Raw genomic sequence first — 19,015 nt, 5'->3', positions numbered from 1 at the left:
CGGATCTGGTGTAACTCGAAGTGCATGCCGCTCCCTCCTACTGCTGGAGCTCCATGACGTCGGCGACCACGCAGCTGACGTTGTCGGGGCCGCCGGAGCCGTTGGCGAGGGCGATGAGCTCGCGGACCGCCTGCTCGGGCTCACGGATCTCGGAGAGCACCCGGTGGATCTCGTCCGTCGGCACGGCGGTCGACAGGCCGTCGGAGCAGAGCAGGTATCGGTCTTCCAGCTGGGCGTCGTGCAGGCGCATGTCGGGGGTGCCATCGGCCCCGTGGCCCAAGGTCCGAATCAACAGGGACCGCTGGGGGTGGGAGACGGCCTCCTCCGGGCTGATACGTCCTTCGTCGACCATCGACTGCACCATGGTGTGATCGTGGGTGATCTGGAACAGTTCTCCGTCGCGCAGGAGGTAGACGCGGGAGTCGCCGATGTGGACGAGGGCCAGCTGTGAGCCGGTCCAGAGCATCGCGGTGAGTGTGGTGCCGGCCTCTCCGGGTGATGAGCCGGGTCCAGTAACGCCGTTGACGGCCTGTTTGGCCTGTTCGATGGCGTCTTCGAGGACGTTGAGGAGATCGCCTGCCGGGATGCCGTCGGTTTCGAGGCGCTTGAGCGCGTCGACGGCGGCGGCGCTTGCGGGGGCTCCTTGGCTGCCGAAGCCGTCGGCGACGGCGAGCAGGCGGGAGCTGGCATAGGCGGTGTCCTGGTTGCTCTCACGGACCAGGCCCGTGTCGGAAAGAGCGGCGTAACGGATTCCCAGGGGCTTGGCGGTCGGAGACATGGCGGGGTCCTTCCAGGACAGATGGTCGATGAGGAAAGAAGCGAGGTCCCGCCGCGCGGCGATGTCGGCCTCAACCTGGGCCCAGAACGCACGAACCTCCCGGGCTGCCGGGCCTGCCTCCAACGTGCAGACGTGCTGGATGCGGGCCAGGGGCATCCCCAGGCGCCGGAGCCAGGCGACCAGCCGGGCTTGATCCAGCTGTTCCGGTGCGTAGAGGCGATAGCCGCTCACCGGGTCGACACGAGCGGGGGTCAGCAGCCCGAGCTCGTCGTAAAGACGCAGCGCCTTCGGCGACAGCCGGGACGCCGTCGCGAACGTCCCGATGGTCAGCAACCCCATGCCCGCTCTCCTCCTCATGCCGAGCACGTCACCCGGCCTCACCGATGCTGTGGCCTCCCCCAAGGTGAAGGTCAACCAGGAGTCCTGTTCGGCTCGGTCAGATGGTCTCCCACTCGCTCGGGGGCTGAGTGATCAGTCGAGGACGCCGATCTGTCGATGGGCCTCGATGTCTCAACTGGCCGTGGACGCGGGTTGTGTCTCTCGGAGGGTTCAGGAGGGCCTCGATCTGTCTTGCTGTGGCCTCGGTGGTCATGCTGAGCCATGTGCGGCTGGTGCCTCGGAGGGGCGCCTGTACCGGGAAGCGGCGGTGGAATTCGGCGATGGCCTGTGTGACGACGTGGAGGTCGTCGCTGTGCCTACACATGACCGAGACAGAGCCGTACACGCCTACAGAAAAGCGGGACTGCCTACACCTCACAGAGACAGGACACCCGTCCCCAACTCTCAGCACCCACCCCCTGCCAGCACAGCCCTGACCAGCAACAACACACCTATGCTGTACCGACCGGCAACAAACCGACCCGCATCATCACCAAAAACGTCAGCACGAAATCGGCAACTGTGTCACCACCCGAACTACTCACCGCGACCATCTGAACAGCACAAACACCGCAGCTACCGCACTGACATCACAATGCCGAACCACCACCGCCAAAAAATCGCAGATCATCAGGCGGCCCTCACGCAGTGGGTCAGACGGGAAGGCGCAGACCGGCCGGTGCCGCGCGGGCACGCCGAGGAGATCGCGGTCGACGGCGAGACGGAGCCGGTGGTCGTGAAGCTCGGAGTCTGGGTCTCCAACACCAAGAGCCGGCGCGACAAACTCACCCCCGAGCAGCGGAACGCACTACGGGAACTGGGCATCGACTGGATCTGACGGCCGTTGGCGAAATCCCCCTTTGACGATGGTCCGAGGCTGGGTCAGGGGCGCGCAGGCGGGGTGGTGAGGTACGGGGCGAGTTGGGCTTCAAGGTCGGCAATGCGTTTGTCCATGAAGCGGTTGTTCTGGCGTGCGCTGGTCAGGCGCTCTTGAACCTGCTGGTTGTCCTGGGTGAGCTGTCGTATGTGGTGCTTCAGCGTGGTGTTCTCCGTGACGATGCGCTGAAGTGAGCCTTCGGGGAGATCGTGTTCGAGGTCGCGGATCTTGCCGAGAAGTTCTGCGATGTGGGTGCGCTGGGTGCGGATTTCGCGCTGGGCTTGGGCGAGTGCGTCTTCGGCGTTGAGTGCACGTTCCTTCCAGGCGGGCTGTACGCGGCTGCCGCTGTTGGAGACTCCGGGGTGGTGTCTGCTTGTGCCGGTGGCCTGCTCGATCAGGGCTCTGGCCTGCTGGTTTTGATAAAGGAAGGTACGTGAGACGCGGGCGGTACGGGCAACGGCTGCGACGGTGACAGGCCTATGGTCGCGCGCCATGGCCGCCAAGGCGGTCCGGAGGCGTTCGAGCATCTCCTGAGTGGTTTGGCGGCGGGCTCGGACGGCGGCGTCGGTGCGGGAAGTACTCATGGCTGCCCTGCGGCGTCGTCGGGGGCCTGTAGTGCTGCGAGGTCTCGGGCGCGGAAAGCGGTGCTCCAGGTTCGGTGGAAGTAGTCCTGAGGGCGCCGCAGGTCGAGGATGAGGGCCTCGTCGAGAATGCCGAGAGCAGCCAAGGCCTGTTCGAGTCCTTTGATGGCCTTGGCTGTGGGTTCGAAGACGGTGTGGAGGTAGTCGGCGGTGGCGTCGTCGGGGGCGTTTTCCGCGATGGAGCGCCACTGTTCGGCTTTGCGTCGCCAGTAGAGGAGGTCTGCGCCGGAGAGGACGAAGTTGTCGCAGTTCTCGCAGTCGAGTTTCCAGGGGCAGGATTCGCCGTCGACGACGGGTTGGTAGGTGCAGAATCCCCCGTCGGCGGGGGTGCTGCGGCGGGAGAGGTCCAGGGCCAGTCCGAGGGCTGTCTCGCGGTCCATGGGCGCGGTGTCGCCGGAGAGGAGTTCGCCTGGGTTGGGTGCGCCGGGCCCGGCCACCCAGACGGTGTTCAGGACGTCTTCGAGGTCGCTGTTGGTGATCTTCACGTAGTGCTCGGCCATGCGTTCGGAGAGCTGGCCGAGGTAACGGCGGATGTGGGTGAGCGTGGCGCCGGCGCGCAGCAGGTTGGTGGCCAGGGTGTGGCGGGCCTGGTGGGCGACGTACGCGCCGCCGAGGTCGAGGTCGGCGATCCAGGTCCTGAAGCGCTGGTTGAAGTGTCCGTAGGAGATCGGCTGCCGGCCGTTGGGGTTGCGGATGCGGGAGGGGAACAGGGCCAGGCCAGGGCGTTCGGCGACTGATGGGGTGCGGCCGTAGCGCCTTTCGAAGAGCTGGAGTGTCATGGTGCGGCGGGCGTCGAGGCGGTGATAGATGGGCTCGGGGATGCGGATGCCCTCGTTGTAGTTGCCGACCTTGGTCTGGTCGTGCCACAGCATGGCCAGGCCGCGGTAGCGGCCGATGCAGTCCAGGCGCAGTCCCACGACCTCACTGCAGCGGCGCCCGGTGGCGACGATGGTCTCCCAGATGTCCCGCAGTCCGCGGTCGTTGAGGTCGAGTTCCTCCAGGCGGCGCAGGTTGGTCTCGTCGGTCAGCGCGCGGGCGACGTCGTCGCTGAAGGGGTTGCGGGAGCGCTGTTTGAGGCCGGTCCCCCCGAAGGGGATGGCGGTCAGGAAGCCGGTGTCGATGCCGAGGCGCTCGGCGTGGCCGGCGGTGATGGCGCTGTAGAGCAGCTTGCGTGCCCCGTTGAAGACGAATTGGCAGCTCAGGTCGGTGACGGTGGGAGACCGTCCGTCGACCAGGACCATGCCCAGGGACGGCAGGCCATGGCGGGCGCGGTGGCGCTGGTCGGCGACGAACCGCTCGGCGTGTTCACGGCGCAGCACGGTGGGGTCGTGGCCTGCGTCGGGGGCGTCGGCTTGGAGGAAGACGCCCAGTTCGACGGCGGCGCGGCGCATCTGGTCGAAGGGTCCTCGGGTGCGGGGGCACTGTGGGGAACGGAGCCACTCGGCGAGGTGGTCCCAGAGCAGGTCGCGCAGCCACCGCTGGGGGACGGTGGTGATGTCGTAGTGGCTCTGGGCGTTCTTGAAACGTCGTCCGAAGTGATCGGTCTCCAGGAAGCCGGCGTCCTTGGTGTCGGAGGGGCTGTAGTAGACGCAGCGCAGACCGTTGACGATCTCCCAGATGATCTTGCGGACTTCGGAGTCCATCTGTTTGCGCGTCAGGTCTTTGTAGCCTTCGTCGTGCAGGTCCATCAGGGACGTGATGCCGCCTCGCCAGCAGTATCTGACGAGATTCCTGATGCCGTTGGTGGTCCACTCGGAGTGCTGTGCGGACTGGGCGTGGGCGTGCAGGCCCCACTGGATCTCGGCCCGCAGCAGCGGAGGAAGGCAGTGGAGGTTGACCAGTCCTGGCTGCGTGACCGGCTCCGCAGTGGCACACCAGGTGCGGAATGCCTTCTCGTCGCCATAGGTCACCGGGAGCGGCCGGCCGTCCCTGAGGGGGCCGCGGGAGTTGCGCGACCGGGCCGCTCCCGGGCGGTTGTCGATCTTGTACCGGTTCAGGTGCTGCAGACACAGCCCCAGGGAGGTGCAGGCCAGGAACGGGCACCGCGCCCGGCACAGGCCAAAGCCGGGAAGCGGGTGCTGTGTACGGGCCCAGGACTCGAACCAGTCTTGGTCCATGTCGGCGGCCTCGCCGTACTGCCACCTGGTCTGGTGCTGCTGGCACAGCCGGGTGGTGGGACTGATCGCCGGGCGGTCGGGACAGATCAGGCACCGGCCGTAGTCCACTCCCCGCGCGGCGGGCAGAGCGGTGGCCGCGTCCATGAAGGCGCGCTTGCTCTCGCCCGTCCGCTCGGCCTGCTCCCACTCCAGGTTGTGCGTGTTACACAGGTTGTGACTGACCCGGCGGATGCGAAGGCAGCCGTCAACGGCACACTGCCAGGCGTAGACCGGATGCTGAGGCGGAATGAAGATCAGGGCGTCGCGGAAGAGCGGGTCGAATGCGGGAGCAGCGATGAGAGCTGTGAGCAGTTCGAGCCGGTCACGGCCGATGCGGGTGGTGTCCGTGCGGCCGGGCAGCAGAGTCAGAGGAATCACGGCCGTGTCCCCCACACCTGCTGAAGCGCCGCGGTGAAGACCGGGTCATGGACGTCCATGTGGCCGTAGACCTGCTCAACGGTCGACGCCGAGGCCCAGCCGCCGGCATCCCGCGCGATCACCGCGTTGCCCCGTGCGGCGTCCAGCACCGCAGTGGCGAAGCTGTGCCGGAAAGCGTGCGGGACCACCCGGCCGATCTCCAGACGGGCTGCGGCCCGGCGCAGCATGCCGCGGGCCGCGGCCGTGGTCCATGGTTGGCCCCGGGTGGGGCCGTGCAGGCTGACCAGGAGCATGCCGTGAGCGGTCTGGGCGGGGTACTGGGTGGTGATGTACTCGAAGTAGGTGTGAATCATCGCCGGACTCACCCGGCGCACCGTCCCGCCGCACACAGTGCCGTCCTGCGACGTCCAGGGTGCCTTGGTCTTGACCCGGGCCCGGTTGGCGTTGTCCTCACGGTGACAGATGTGCACATGCGGCCCCCGGCACTGACCACACGCGGCCTGCTCCCGCAGGTGCAGGTCGACCAGACGCAGCCCGCACAACTCACCGATCCGGAAACCGCCGTCGGCCAGCCACGTGACCACCATCCGGTCCCGCGCGCACGACACCGCCTCCGACAAGAGCTCCCGGGCGCCCTCGGGGAGCATCTTCGGGTGCCGACGCATCCGCTCCGCCGGTGCCAGAGGGTTCGCGGGCATGCTGTGCAGGACGTGCCCGAGCATCGCCCGCCGCCGGTCAGCCCGCGTCGGCAACCGGGTCACGCGCAGCGCCTCCGCCAGTGCGGGGTTCAAGCCGTGGGTGCCCAGGCGGAGGTAGAAGCCTTTCAGGCAGGCCGCCGCGGTTTTCAACGCGCTGTGCCCGTAGGGGCGCTTCCCCGGCCGCCACGGCAACCCGAACGGCCCCGGATAATCCGCTCCGAGGGCCGCCATGTAGTGCAGCAGATCCTCAAGCGACACCGACCCCGTGTCCAGGCCCGCGAACCGCAGCCACCGCAGATGATCCACCAGCACGTACGCGTACGTACGGTCCGTGCCCGCCGCGCAGGTACGCAGGAACCTGTCCGCCTCCCCCACCACCGAACAGTCCGTGTCCACGACCGTGTAACAGACCCGCCCGCCGGCGCGGACGATCTCCTGCACCCGCAACTCGCCCACCAGCAACCGGCCACCCACCAGCGCCCGCCCCCTCCGAACCGGGAACCGCCCCGGTGGCGGCACCCCAAGCTCCGAGTCCACACCCCTCCCCCGCCCCCACGGACCACTCCACGCGAACGTCCCACACACCCCAGCGACAGTTGGTAAAGTCCGTCACCCTCACACGCCAGAACGCCGCAGGGGCGCCTTCGCTGCCGAAGTCAGCGAGGACAGGCGTGACCCTCCGCCCGGTGCCCCATCCACACCGCCACATCGCATACCCGCAGCGCACTCACCGCCTCCGGCACCCCCGCGACCTGGCGCAGCGCGAGCAACTGGCGGTGCAGGGCGCGGTCGTCCTCGCGCAGCGCGGCATACAGGGCAAGCCAGAACGAAGGACGCGGGCGGCCCAGAGCGCAGCGCACCACCTTGTCGTAGACAGGCAGCAGCCGCGGACGCTTACGGGCCAGGAGCTTCCCCGCGATCACCCAGCCGACATCGGGCTGATCTTCGAGCAGTTGCCAGGCCTGGTCCGCCGGCGAGCCGTCGGCCAAGACCGATATATCGGCATCAGTCATGTCGATGTCCCTGGGAATGGCGTGCAGCAGACCGGACAGCTGCGCGCCGAGTGGGCCCTCCAAGATGTCCAGCGCGACAGGCGCCGGAACGGTCACCGACAGCGTCTGCACCGCGATCAGGTCCTCCGCCATGATCCGGTCGGCGACCTCCGGCCGATCTCCCCCACCCGCCAAATGCTCGAACCGGCTACCGGTGAACGCCGCCGCTCCGGGCGGCAGACCGATACCGAAGTAACGCCGCAGATCCACGACGGCCTGAGGATCGGCGATGAAGGCGCGCAGCCGTTCCGCGAACGGCTTCGGAAGATCAACCGGGGACATCATCGGCTCCGGTTCCTGGACGGCATCGGGCGGGCGGTGAACTGCTCAGTGGCCATGACTATCCGATTCGCCTGCAGTGGTCAGCTTTATCAACTCGGCCCCCTCACACGCTTTTTCACCGCAGGCGGAAGTCGCCGACAGCGCGCCAGGCGCGGAGCGTGGATGATATTTCTTGCTGGGTGGAAACAGGAGATGCCGGGGTGGATAGCGTCAAGGCCGAGCAGGACGAAGGCTGGGAGATTCTGGGACCGGATCGTCCTCTGGCGTCCTCTGCAGCGCGGTTGCCTTCTCCCCTGCCCACCACCGCGCCCCTGCTGCTCAACACGCACGAACTCGCTTGGGAAGCGGTTGAGCATCTGGTGGCGGCGCTGGCTCTCGAGGTTGAGCAGGCGAAGGAAGCCCGGCTGTACGGGCGGCCTGGCCAGGATCAGCAGGGCATCGATGTCGTAGCGTTCTTTGACGGCAAGCCTACGTCGGTGTACCAAGCTAAGCGCTACACAACCTTCACCACTGCTGACCTGCGCAAAGCGGTATCCTCCTACGCCGGTGGACGCCGCCCCTTCGGAGCGCACCGCCTTGTCGTGGTGACCACCGCCAGCGTCGCCGACACCAAGATCGATGAGGAGCTCGTAGTCCTGCGGAAGCGGCACAGCGACCTGGTAATCGATCTGTGGGGACGACAGCAGCTGTCAGATATCTTGCACAAAGTGCCGCATCTTGTGCGCCGCTACTTCGGTCCAGCGACCATGGAAGTGTTCTGCCGTCCTCTGACCGCCGAGGACCTGCCTGCCGCGAGTGGTGCCGCAAAGCATTCATTTGCGGTTGCCGGAGGCCAGGCGCCGCGCGGTTCTGACTGGTCATCGGTAGAGGCGTGTGATCCTCTGAAACTGCGAGTGCACTCCATTTCTGCTTCACCGGGGAGGCAGCCACGCCAGTCGACGCCGGAGTTGACGCCGTACATGATGCGCGCACACGACGTGGAGCTGCGTGACGCGTTGGAACCCGCAGTAGCTGGCCACGCCTCAGTGTTCGCTGTGCTGACAGGCGAGTCGACGACGGGAAAGACACGGACGGTGTATGAGGCGCTGTTGCGGATGGCCCCGCAATGGTCGGTGGCGCGGCCAAACAGGGCACAGGACTTGGTGGAACTGTTGTCGGGGCCGCCGCTGCCTGTGCGAACGGTGCTTTGGCTGGATGAGGCGCAGCGCTTCTTGGACGGGGAGATGGGCTCCCGGGCTGCCGTGCTGCTGGAGGAGACTCTCAGCCAAGGTCCGGGGCTGCTGGCGGTGGGCACCTTATGGGCCGAGTACTGGGACACCTACGCCACTTCGTCAGGATCGCCTGGAGCCTATGCCCAAGTCCGGCACCTGCTCAGCAGCCCACACACCAAGCGGATCCGAGTACCCGATCACCTCACCGCCCGGGAGCAGCAGACATTGCGGGATCTGGCACGAGAGGCCGAAGATTCTGATCGCGTGGTGTACGCGCTGGACGCGGGCAGCGATGATGGCCGCGTGCTGCAGCGCCTGACGCTCGGCCCGGAGCTGGTGGACGCCTATACAAGCGGAAATCTGTTCCGGCCGACGGAGTTCGCAGTGCTCACGGCGGCAATCGATGCTCGGCGTCTCGGCCATCATGAGCCACTGCCGCTGGCGCTGATCACCGCAGCCGCCGACGGCTACCTCACCGACAGGCAGCGGCCAGGGGATCCTAACTGGGCGAGTACCGCGCTGCGCGCGGTCTGCGCTGGCGAGCGCCAGGATGGTACCCGCACTGACGTCAACCGTGCGCTGACAGCCATGTACGAGGTCCGGACGCGCTCCGGGAGCCCGCTAGCCGACTATGAACCCGACGAATACCTCGACCAGCACGCCCGGCTTCATCGCCAGGGATGTCTGGGCCCTGCCGCGCTGTGGGAAGCCTTCACCGATCACGTCGGCGATCCGCAGGATCTCACCCGCCTGGCCGAGGCTGCACGGACCCGGGGGCTGTACCGGATGGCAGCTGGCCTGTATCGCCGGGCCGTACAGGCGGGCAGCGTCCAGGCCGCCCGCCGTCTGGGGGACGGAGCGGTTGCCGTGCCTGTCGGCGGGCAGCGTGTCGTTGACTGGGTGGCCCGTCATGCGCCGCTGGACAACCCTCGCGTCCTGGCAGTCCTGCTCCGGGAGCTGCCGATCTCTGCGCGCGGCACTCTGTTAAGCCGCAGCCTCGTCAGCCAGACCGCTCTGCACGATCCGAAAGGCCTCGCCGCACTACTGCATCAGCTCCACCAGATACCTGAGGAAGCAGCACGACCCGTCCTCCACGGTCTGGCTCACAGAGCCGCCGAGGGAGTGCCGACCACACATGCCGATGCCGTAGCCTCCCTGCTGCGCACCCTGCGCAACGCCGGCGAGACTGATGCCATACGCAAACTGGCGAGTCGCGCTGCCGCACACGAGCCGCTGGACGATCCTCGGACGCTCGCGGGCCTGTTGAAGGCCCTCCGCAGAGCAGAAGCTCCCTGGGCAGCCCGCGTCTTGCTCGAGCGCACCGATATGTCGTGCCTTGACCTCACCGAAGCAGGAGCAGTGGCCTCCCTGCTGAACGAACTACTACTCGCCCCGGCACCACCCGAGGTCATCGCTGCGCTGCTGCAAAACCTACCGGCCAGCTATCCCGGCCCCGTCACCAGTCTCCTCAAAGCGCTGCAAACTGCCGACTCACAGGCCGCTCGGGCTCTGGCTGAGCGCACAGCGGCCGACAGCACGATCAAGGACCCCAAAGCGGTCGCGGACACGTTGCGCCAGCTGAAGGAAGCCGGGCAGAAAACAGCGATTAGAGTTCTGCTGTCATTGAACCCTGCCCAACAGGCCGCCCTGGCGTCGCCGACTGACGCGCTCCGCCTGCTGCCCGTCTTGAAGCAGGTCCGGGCCTTCGGCCCCCTCGAGATCCTCGCGCGCCGCATAGCTGAAGCGCTACCTCTCACCGATCCGGCGATCGTCGCTGCTGCCCTGCGCGCCTTCAGGGAGAACACCCGCCATCACACCGCCGCCGAAATCCTGCTCAACCGCCGCCCCGGCGACAGCGTGCAGCTCGGTGATCCGAAAGCGCTGAGCACCCTGCTGCGCGAGCTGGAACACCTCTTGGCACACGAGACCGTCGGTGCCCTCCTGCGGCGCGACCCGATCAGCCAGGTGGATCTCACCGACCCGGTCGGCTTGTATGACCTCGTCCACGAACTACGTCGCCTCAACGCTCACTGCACCGCTCGCGACCTGGCACTGCGAGCCGCAGCCCACTTCCCCCTGAATGACCCAGCAGCAGTGGCGCAACTGCTGACGCAACTTCAGCAAGCTGCCGTTCCTGAGGCCATCGACCGCCTCATGAGCCGTAACATCGCCGTCCACGGGAATCCCCGTCAAGCCCGTAGCCTGGCCCAGTTACTGCGCGTACTGCAGGCCCTGAACCACTCTGCCGTCAACCAGCACATCACCAACTTGCTGCGCGCGTGCTCAGCCGCTCCTATTGTGCCCAACGAGCGCGACGCAGAGCTGGTGTACCAACTACACACGGCTCACGGCTTGCCCGAAAGCGACGACCTCCTACACCGAATAGCAAACGCAGGGCTGTTCACGACTTTCCTTCGTCTTGCTCCACCCAGCACTCGAGCCAGCTACCGCTACGGACGGAACCCTGACGGGCGACCCACCGGCACCTGGTCCTGGCCAGAGGCAGTATCCGAGCAGCTCTGACAAAGAAGCTGCGTCCGTCTTAACGACCGCACCCCAAATCGGCGCCGACGCCTCTGAGCGACGTCGACATCCCGCAGGCACCCCCACCCACACTACGCACATATACCAGTGCGAAAGCCCAGTTCAACCGCAAGGCAGACACTTCAACGACTGCGAGACGCCGGCAGGACGGTGGCGAGCAAGGAGTGCAGGATGGCTACTGAAATGCCCTTGGAGGAAATCCGTCTCAGTGCGCTTGTTAGCCGGCGGAGTCAACTACCCCTCAGCCCGCCCCTTTCTGCCCCCGAGGCGTTGCCCTTCGGCGAGCTGTCCCCGCCTGTGTTCGAGCGCGTGGTCGGCGAGGTCATGTGGCTTGTCGACGGGATGAACGACATCCGTGGCTACGGCCGATCCGGACAGGACCAGGGCGGACTCGACCTCATCGGCAGGCGGAAAGGTCAGACACACGTCTACCAGGTGCGCAGGATCGTGTCCCTGTCGGCGCCTGCACTCCGTGCGGCCGTCACCGACTTCACCGGTCCACCCCGCACTACGACTTCTGATGAGGGATGGTCCGAGCGGCGGTTCGACGCTGTGCATTTTGTTCTGGCAACGGGGTGCTTCGTCGATGACACTGCTGTGGAAGACGAGCTTGTCGCCCTGCAGGAGAAGTACCAGGGCGACATAGAGATTGATCTGTACGACGCACGCGCCCTGTCCCGGTTCCTGCGGGAACGCCCGCACATTGTCGCTGGCGTCTTCGGTCCAGAGTGGGCCAAGGCATTCTGCGGGGTGGAGACGCCTCCGGTTCCGTCCCTGCCGCATGGCTACGCGCTGTTGAACGATCCGCTCGAGCACCTGGGCCTGGCGGACGCCCTACACCGCGCTCAGCAACTCGCGGAGACGGAGCCAGGGCCGGCTGCCGAGCTCTTCGGAGAATTGGCGCATGAACTTGAACAGGCCTCGTTCACCGGGCATGCCGGCCAGCTGCGTACTCGGCAGCGCGACCTGCTGGCATCCGCAGGGCAGGACAGCGCAGCATTCACCGTCGCGGCTAGGTTGATGCTCGACCGCTACGAGGCCGGCGATCGCATGTTCATGAATGAGCGCCTGGAGCGGCTGACTTCCGACGCTGGCGACACGGCACCCGACATCTACGTGATCTTGAAGGCGCTGGCGGACTGGTTCGAGCACGGATATGACCTCGCGCCGGTGACCACCGCGCTTGTGGCTGTGGTGCAGGCAGGCGATCCCTTGGCACCCCGCTTGGTGCTGGCGGTAATCGAGCAGATCGTTGTCGACGAAGACCCCGACGATCATCCGGCGGGCCTGTCTGATCTAGCTTCCGAGGTTGTTACCTCTCAGACAGGGCTTTTGCGGATTCGGTTGGAGTGCTGTCTGGCGGACCTGGCCGTACGAGCCGGACAGAGCCCGGAAGACGCCTTTGCCGACCTCGACCGGCGCGCTCTGGGCGGTCGCATACCGGAACGGTTCGCGGTCTTGGTGCACATGCGCCGCGGACGCGCCCTGGCCCTTGCAGACCTCGGAAGCGAAGCCATCGAGGTCTACCGACGCGCTGTACTGGCCGCTACCCGAGAGGGCCTGGGAGGCGACGCCCGGCACGCCCTGCGGTCCATCGCCTTTCTGTCCGACCAGTACAACGTCGGATTCAGAGAATCGTCCCAGGCCATGCTCTCGGCCCGCACGGTCGGCGTTAAGGGCGCGCGACTCATCGACCTCTCCTTCAACCCGGCCGTCAGCGCGCTGGAAGCCCTGGTCGACAACAGACTGCCGGACGCCTCACGGGCCTCGCACCAGTGGCTGTGGCAGGACCGGATCTCCGGCGCACTGACGGACGAGATCCTCGCCCACCAACGCTACGGCGAAGTCTTCAACCGCGCCGGAGAAACGAAACACGCCGTGCGTCACTTCGTCCTTGCCGGCCGCAGGAAGGACGCGCGCTCCGCCGCCGAATCGGTCCCCGAGTTTCTCGATGTATGTGACCTCTTGGAGGTGCGTGCACGGTGGGTATGCAGCGCAGCCGCGACGGTGATCGGCCAGCAGGCGGATCTCATTCCTGATAATGCTGTCGCAGGCATCGCTGCCCGCCTGACGGACATCGTCATCACGGGCCTGCAGTCGGGGCTGGCAGGCATCCATCCGGTCATGCAGGCTCTCGGAGCGCTTGGAGCGCTCGATGAGCGACTGCCAGCGGCGTCAGCGCAACAGGTGCTGCCCCTGTTGGTTGAATGTATTCCCAGAGAGCCGAACACCTCCCGGTACATCGATGAACAGATGCTGGCTTTCCTCAGTGCCTGCATCAAGGCCGAACTGCCCGTAGCGGACCAGGCCATCCAAGCCTTGCTGGATGCATGGAAGCTCGACGTAAAAGGCGCTGAGGGTCTGCTTGCCAGCCTCCATGCCCACCTTCCGGCGGCCGTGCCAGTTGTACGCGAACGGGCGCAGCAGGGACACCGCGGGGCCACGGCCCTCCTGGCCGGCTGGCGGGTGGACGACCCGTCTGTCGCTGAGACCGCGCGAGAACTGGCCGACACCGTGCTGGCCGAACCGGTCGGGACCGTCCGCCCCTTCTATGACATGGGAACCACCGCGCGGCAGTGCGCGGCGTTCCTCATAGCGTGCGACGACCAGAGCACCGTGGGCACAGGTGAGCCGACCAGACTCTTGCATGAACGCGTCGCAGCACACCTGCTGTTGTGGGCCGAAGACCGCAACGACACAGCCGACCGACGCTCCGAGGCCGTTCACGCGCTGTCCATCCTCGCTGAAACCCTGCCGACGCCTGTGCGAGACGACATGTTCGAACGGCTCATGGGTCTGTACTCAAATCCTGGAGAGCACCCGGCCGACGCCTTCGACCGACGCACCCAGCACCCCCTGAGCCGCTTCAAGATCAATACTGGAGGAGACTGGCGTCTGCCCGCAGAGATCCTGCACGCGACCGCCGTCTTCGCCACTACAGCTGAGCAAGCCATACGCGTCGAACAGCGCCTGCTCCCACTGCTGACCCATCCCGAACAAAAACGAGGCCACGGCTGGCTGCAAGCACGGACCGTGCTCGCACTCGACCGCCTAGCCCCCGCGCCGACGTCTCTGACGGCCACCCACCCCACACAGTTCGTGCGGCAGACTGCCGTGATCTGCTGGGGCCGCGCCGATCACCGGGATCCGTCTTTGGCACGCGTCTTCGCCAAGGACTCCGACACCAGCGTCCGCCACAACCTGGCCCGCATTCTCGCTGAACTCCCCCCAGGCGAACGCCTCAAGTACGAAGCCATCACCGAACGACTCCGCACCGACAACAGCGCACGCGTCCGCCAAGCCACCGCGCGTATCCCATGAACACGACACTGGCCGCCACAGAGTTGGGCACGCCAAAACACACCTGTCCAGTCACACAGTGCCCATCGCGCTGGCTGGTCTCTGCCCAGCTCTGAAGGCTGAGGGCAACGACGGCAGGGGGCGCGTCGTCGGCACCTGCCAGTCTCACCTCAATCTATGCGTCGCGAACATGTCCGCGACGCATCGAAGCAGCTCAGGGACATCCCGATCACTTCTAGAGTCGGTAAAACGGACGAAGCCCACGGAACCGCAGGTGATCTTGGCAGGCCGTGGGCCGCGATCCACGACAACGCCCGCATCCCTGCCGAGTTCAGGTTGTACCTGACCGCGACCCCGCGGATCCTGGCCGCGCCGCGCCCCCAGAAGGGCGTCGGCGGCGAGGAGCTGGAGATCGCCTCCATGCTCAGTGATCTGGCAGGCCCGTACGGCGAATGGATTTTCGAGCTCGGGCTCGCGGAGAGCATCGAGCGGGGTATTTTGGCAGGTTTTGAGATTGATGTTCTAGAAGTTCGGGATCCGGACCCGGTCCTCGGACTGTCCGAGGAAGCGCTGAGGGGGCGTCGGCTCGCGCTACTCCAGGCCGCGCTCCTGGAGCATGCCACGCGCCACAACCTCAAGACCGTGATGACCTTCCACCAGCGGGTGGAGGAGGCCGCCGCGTTCGCTACGAGGCTGCCGGAGACGGCGGCCGAGCTGTATGCGGCCGAGGCGTCCGACGCCGCGATCGCCAACGCGGAGCGCCTGCCCGCCTCGACGATCGACGCTGAGTTCTACGAGCTGGAACCTGGCCGCCATGTCCCGCCGGACCGGGTGTGGTCGGCATGGCTGTGCGGCGACCACCTCGTCTCCGAACGGCGCGAGACCCTGAAGCAGTTCGCCAACGGTGTGGACGCTGACGGCCGGCGGGTCCACCGCGCCTTCCTCGCAAGCGTTCGCGTCCTCGGCGAAGGCGTCGACATCGTGGGCGAGCGGGGCGTGGAGGCCGTGTGCTTCGCCGACACCCGCGGCTCGCAGGTGGAGATCGTGCAGAACATCGGCCGCGCGCTCCGCCCGAACCCGGACGGCACCACCAAGGTCGCGCGCATCATCGTGCCGGTCTTCCTTCAGCCGGGCGAGGACCCGAAGGACATGGTCGCCTCCGCCTCGTTCGCGCCCCTTGTGGCCGTGCTCCAAGGCCTACGCAGTCACTCGGAGCGCATGGTCGACCAGCTCGCGTCGCAGGCGCTGTCGCGCCAGCCGCGGGCCAAGCTGCACCACCTGGTCCGCGACGAGGACGGGCGGATCGTCCGGGCCGGCAGCGCAGCCGCAAGCGAGGGACAGGAACACAAGGACGGGACTGATGCGGCAGCCGAGTCGGCGCTGCTGCACTTCTCCTCCCCCCGCGACGCGGCCACCATCGCGGCGTTCCTACGCATCCGGGTGTACCGGCCCGAATCACTGGTGTGGCTGGAGGGCTACCAAGCCCTTATCCGCTGGCGGGCCGACAACGGCATCGAGGGCCTGTATGCCGTGCCCTATGACGCCGAGACGACGGTGAGCGCCACGAAGGCATTCCCACTGGGGCGCTGGGTCCACCAGCAGCGCAAAGCGCTGCGGGCCGGAGAGCTAGACGACCACCGCAAGAAGCTGCTGGACGCGGACGACGCCGGCATGGTGTGGGAACCCGGGGAGGAAGCCTGGGAGAACAAACTCGCCGTACTGCGCTCCTACCGGCACGCCCACGGCCACCTCGCCCCCAGGCGCGACGCCGTATGGGGCAACGCCGACAGCGAGCTGGCCCCGGTCGGGGAGCACATGGCCAATCTCCGCCGCAAGCACGGCCTCGGAAGGAACCCCGAACGCGCCACGGCCCGAGCAGTACAGCTGACCGCGGTTGACCCCGACTGGAACTGCCCCTGGCCACTGGACTGGCAACGCCACTACCGCGTCCTCGCCGACCTTGCTACCGACGAACCCGACAGCGTCCTGCCCGACATCCAGCCCGGCGTTCTCTTCGAGGGCGACGACCTCGGACGATGGCTCGCGCGGCAAAAGGAAGCGAGCACCTGGGCGCAGCTGTCCACCGAGCAGCAAGAGCGGCTGTCCCAGCTGGGCGTGACGCCCGCTGCGGCCCCAACCAAGAAGAGCGCAGCTAGTGGCCCGGCCAAGGCGTCTGCGTCCTTCACGCGGGGCGTAGCCGCCCTGGCGCAGTACATCGCGCGGGAGGGCAAAACCAGCGTCCCGCGCGGGCACAGCGAAGAGATCACGGTCGACAGCGAGGCCGAACCGGTCTCTTTCCGACTGGGCGTATTTATGAGCAACACCAAGGCGAGGAGGGACAAGCTGACCGACCCGCAGCGCACCGCCCTCGCCGAACTCGGCGTGGAATGGGCGGCATGAGTTTTCGGGATGAGGGACACGAAGCGCAGCTCGCGGCACCTGAGGTCAATGTCGAGCCCGACGGGCGCCTGACCGTTCCCGCGGAACACGTCACCGCGCTCCTGCGGTCCATCGCCCGCTCCTGGCAAGTCGGCGCGCACGACGGCATCCCCGTACTGGCCACGGAAAACGGACCAGGAATCAGCCTTGAGCCCGTGACCGTCCGCTGCCTCGCCGACGTCCTCGACAACATCGCCAACCAACTCGACGTCCAGTACATCCACATCACCACCCACACGTCACATACCGAATAGCAGCACCGGCAGGACGATCAACTGGCGGGCGCGGGTCGCAGCCGACGAGTAAGAACTCTCGCTTTCGTGCCAGCGCCCGACCTGCACATCTATCGCCCGGTGACAGCAGGCACGCACACCATCTCTCCCTTCCAAGACAGCGAACCCCATCCCGAAACCGCCGCTGCCCAGAGACAACACACCACTGCCGACTGTCTCTCACCACCACTGTCCCGAAACCGAGAGATCGCACGGAGGAGCTGCCCGCGTCGTCGATCGGCGCCGGGCTGTACGAGTTGGAGGAGGGCCGTCATGTGCCTGCGGACCGGGTGTGGGCGGACTGGCTGTGCGGGGAGCATCCCATCGCGCACCGGCGTGCGGTGATCCACCGGTTCGCCAACGGGATCGACGCCCGGAACCGGCGGGTGCACCGGGCGTTCCTGTCCTCGGTACGGGCGCTCGGGGTCGGGGTCGACATCACCGGACTACGCGGAGTCGAAGCGGTGTGCATCGTCGGCTCGCGCAGTTCCCAGGTCGACGTCGTCCAGAACATCGGACGCGCTCTGCGGCCCAACCCCGACGGCACAGTGAAGACGGCGCGGATCATCATCCCGGTCTTCCTGCAGCCCGGGGAGGACCCGAAGGACATGGTCGCCTCGGCCAGCTACCAGCCCCTGGTCGACATCCTCCAAGCCCTGCGCTCGCACTCCGAACGCATGGTCGACCAGCTCGCCTCCCACGCCCTGACCCGCGGTGCCGAACGCCGGCGCATCCACGTCCGCCCCTCCCCCGCGGCCGCGGCCGGCCCGGAGAACGGGGACGTGCCTGAGGAGACCAGCCAGGCGCAGCAGGAGGTCGGCCGGGTCGCCTCGGTCGTGGTCAACTTCGCCTCCCCCCGCGACGCGGCTGACATCGCCGCCCTGACCCGTTGCCGTGTCATCCGGCCCGAATCCCTGGTCTGGCTGGAGGGCTACCGGGCCCTGCTCCGCTGGCGTACCGAGAACGGGATCGTCGGCCTGTACGCCGTGCCGTACGACACCGAGACCCCCGTCGGCGTGACGAAGGGCTACCCCCTGGGCCGGTGGGTCCACCAGCAGCGCAAGGCGCTGCGCGCAGGTGAACTCGGCCCCCACCGCAAGACGCTGCTCGACGAGGCCGGGATGGTGTGGGAGCCCGGCGACGAAGCGTGGGAGAACAAAGTCGCCGCACTCCGCTCCTACCACCGGTCCACCGGACACCTCGCCCCCCGCCAGGACGCGATGTGGGGCGAGAGCGAGGCCGAGGGCCTGGTGCCCATCGGGCAGCAGATGGCCAACCTCCGGCGGAAGGGCCAGAAGAACGGGCTGGGCCAGGACCCGGAACGGGCAGCAGAGCGCGCGGCTCAGCTGGCTGCGATCGACCCGGACTGGGACTGTCCCTGGCCGCTGGACTGGCAGCGGCACTACAAGGTGCTCGCCGACCTTGTCGACGCCGACGGCCACCTGCCCCACATCGACCCCGGCGTCGTCTTCGACGGCGACGACATCGGACGATGGCTCACGCGGCAAAAGCAGCCTGGCAACTGGGCGCAGCTCTCCACCGAACAGCAGGAACGACTGACCAAGCTGGGCGTACAGCCCACTGAGGCCCCCTCTCCCAGCCCAACGGCCACGCATGCGACGACGGGCCCGAGCAAGGCACAGCAGGCGTTCCGCCGCGGCCTGACGGCCCTCGCGCAGTGGGTGGAGCGGGAAGGCGTAGGCCAACCGGTACCCCGGAAGGCGGTGGAGACCTCGCCCGACGGAAGCGAGACCAAGCTCGGCATCTGGTACAGCAACACCAAGTCCAGGCGAGACAAACTCACCGCCGAACAACTCGACGCACTACGGAAGCTCGGGGTGGAGTGGGCCGTGTAGCGTCCGGTGCTGGTTTCCATAGCAAGTCGCTTCCGCATCGGCAGACAACACCCTCGGAGAGCAGGTGCACATGAGAGAAGTGCGCAAGAGAATCATGGCCCTATCCGGAATGCTGGCGGCTGTCGTCCAGGACGGCTTCAAGTTCCCGGCAGG

General features: G+C 67.1%; 9 protein-coding genes and 2 pseudogenes. 6 read left to right on the top strand and 5 right to left on the bottom strand.

Features of this window, described 5'->3' with window-relative positions:
* Window positions 1-37: 37 nt before the first annotated feature.
* A complete protein-coding gene (locus OG953_RS43245; RefSeq protein WP_405681767.1) occupies window positions 38-1,117 on the bottom strand; it encodes a MerR family transcriptional regulator in 1,080 nt (359 codons plus the stop codon).
* A 670-nt stretch (window positions 1,118-1,787) separates the two neighbouring features.
* Between OG953_RS43245 and OG953_RS43240 the strand changes: the two are divergent.
* Window positions 1,788-1,994, top strand: a pseudogene (locus tag OG953_RS43240) (helicase associated domain-containing protein); the annotation flags it as partial.
* Between the two features lie 44 nt (window positions 1,995-2,038).
* On the opposite strand, the gene OG953_RS43235 reads toward OG953_RS43240, so the two are convergent.
* The 4 genes from OG953_RS43235 to OG953_RS43220 form a co-directional block, all read right to left on the bottom strand.
* Window positions 2,039-2,617 carry a DUF6262 family protein gene (locus OG953_RS43235; RefSeq protein ID WP_405681769.1) on the bottom strand — a complete coding sequence of 193 codons (579 nt, stop codon included), beginning with the start codon at window positions 2,615-2,617 and terminating at the stop codon, window positions 2,039-2,041.
* Window positions 2,614-5,208, bottom strand: coding sequence for a tyrosine-type recombinase/integrase (locus tag OG953_RS43230; protein ID WP_405681770.1), 2,595 nt, complete (start codon window positions 5,206-5,208; stop codon window positions 2,614-2,616). Before OG953_RS43230 ends, OG953_RS43235 begins: the two co-directional genes overlap by 4 nt.
* A complete protein-coding gene (locus OG953_RS43225) occupies window positions 5,205-6,443 on the bottom strand; it encodes a tyrosine-type recombinase/integrase (RefSeq protein WP_405681772.1) in 1,239 nt (412 codons plus the stop codon). Before OG953_RS43225 ends, OG953_RS43230 begins: the two co-directional genes overlap by 4 nt.
* 119 nt (window positions 6,444-6,562) lie before the next feature.
* Window positions 6,563-7,243, bottom strand: coding sequence for a DUF6308 family protein (locus OG953_RS43220; RefSeq protein ID WP_405681773.1), 681 nt, complete (start codon window positions 7,241-7,243; stop codon window positions 6,563-6,565).
* 197 nt (window positions 7,244-7,440) lie between these two features.
* Here OG953_RS43220 and OG953_RS43215 point away from each other — a divergent pair, with 197 nt between their 5' ends.
* The 5 genes and pseudogenes from OG953_RS43215 to OG953_RS43195 form a co-directional block, all read left to right on the top strand.
* Window positions 7,441-10,974, top strand: coding sequence for a hypothetical protein (locus tag OG953_RS43215; protein WP_405681774.1), 3,534 nt, complete (start codon window positions 7,441-7,443; stop codon window positions 10,972-10,974).
* A 192-nt stretch (window positions 10,975-11,166) separates the two neighbouring features.
* Entirely contained in the window at window positions 11,167-14,316 is a 3,150-nt protein-coding gene (locus OG953_RS43210; protein ID WP_405681775.1) for a hypothetical protein, read from the top strand.
* Between the two features lie 156 nt (window positions 14,317-14,472).
* Window positions 14,473-16,695: a Helicase associated domain protein gene (locus OG953_RS43205; RefSeq protein WP_405681776.1), complete on the top strand. Its 2,223-nt coding sequence runs from the start codon at window positions 14,473-14,475 to the stop codon at window positions 16,693-16,695.
* Window positions 16,692-16,988, top strand: coding sequence for a hypothetical protein (locus OG953_RS43200; RefSeq protein ID WP_405681777.1), 297 nt, complete (start codon window positions 16,692-16,694; stop codon window positions 16,986-16,988). Before OG953_RS43205 ends, OG953_RS43200 begins: the two co-directional genes overlap by 4 nt.
* Window positions 16,989-17,221: 233 nt before the next feature.
* Window positions 17,222-18,862: pseudogene (locus tag OG953_RS43195) on the top strand (Helicase associated domain protein); the annotation flags it as partial.
* Window positions 18,863-19,015 lie beyond the last annotated feature (153 nt).

The organism is Streptomyces sp. NBC_00057, assembly GCF_045041165.1.
Lineage (GTDB): Bacteria > Actinomycetota > Actinomycetes > Streptomycetales > Streptomycetaceae > Streptomyces.
This window is presented reverse-complemented; position numbering and strand designations above follow the sequence as displayed.

Coding starts and splice junctions, on each gene's coding strand:
- OG953_RS43235 (WP_405681769.1), bottom strand. CDS start 2,617: ATGAGTACTTCCCGCACCGACGCCGCCGTCCGAGCCCGCCGCCAAACC.
- OG953_RS43200 (WP_405681777.1), top strand. CDS start 16,692: ATGAGTTTTCGGGATGAGGGACACGAAGCGCAGCTCGCGGCACCTGAG.
- OG953_RS43220 (WP_405681773.1), bottom strand. CDS start 7,243: ATGATGTCCCCGGTTGATCTTCCGAAGCCGTTCGCGGAACGGCTGCGC.
- OG953_RS43205 (WP_405681776.1), top strand. CDS start 14,473: ATGCGTCGCGAACATGTCCGCGACGCATCGAAGCAGCTCAGGGACATC.
- OG953_RS43245 (WP_405681767.1), bottom strand. CDS start 1,117: ATGGGGTTGCTGACCATCGGGACGTTCGCGACGGCGTCCCGGCTGTCG.
- OG953_RS43210 (WP_405681775.1), top strand. CDS start 11,167: ATGGCTACTGAAATGCCCTTGGAGGAAATCCGTCTCAGTGCGCTTGTT.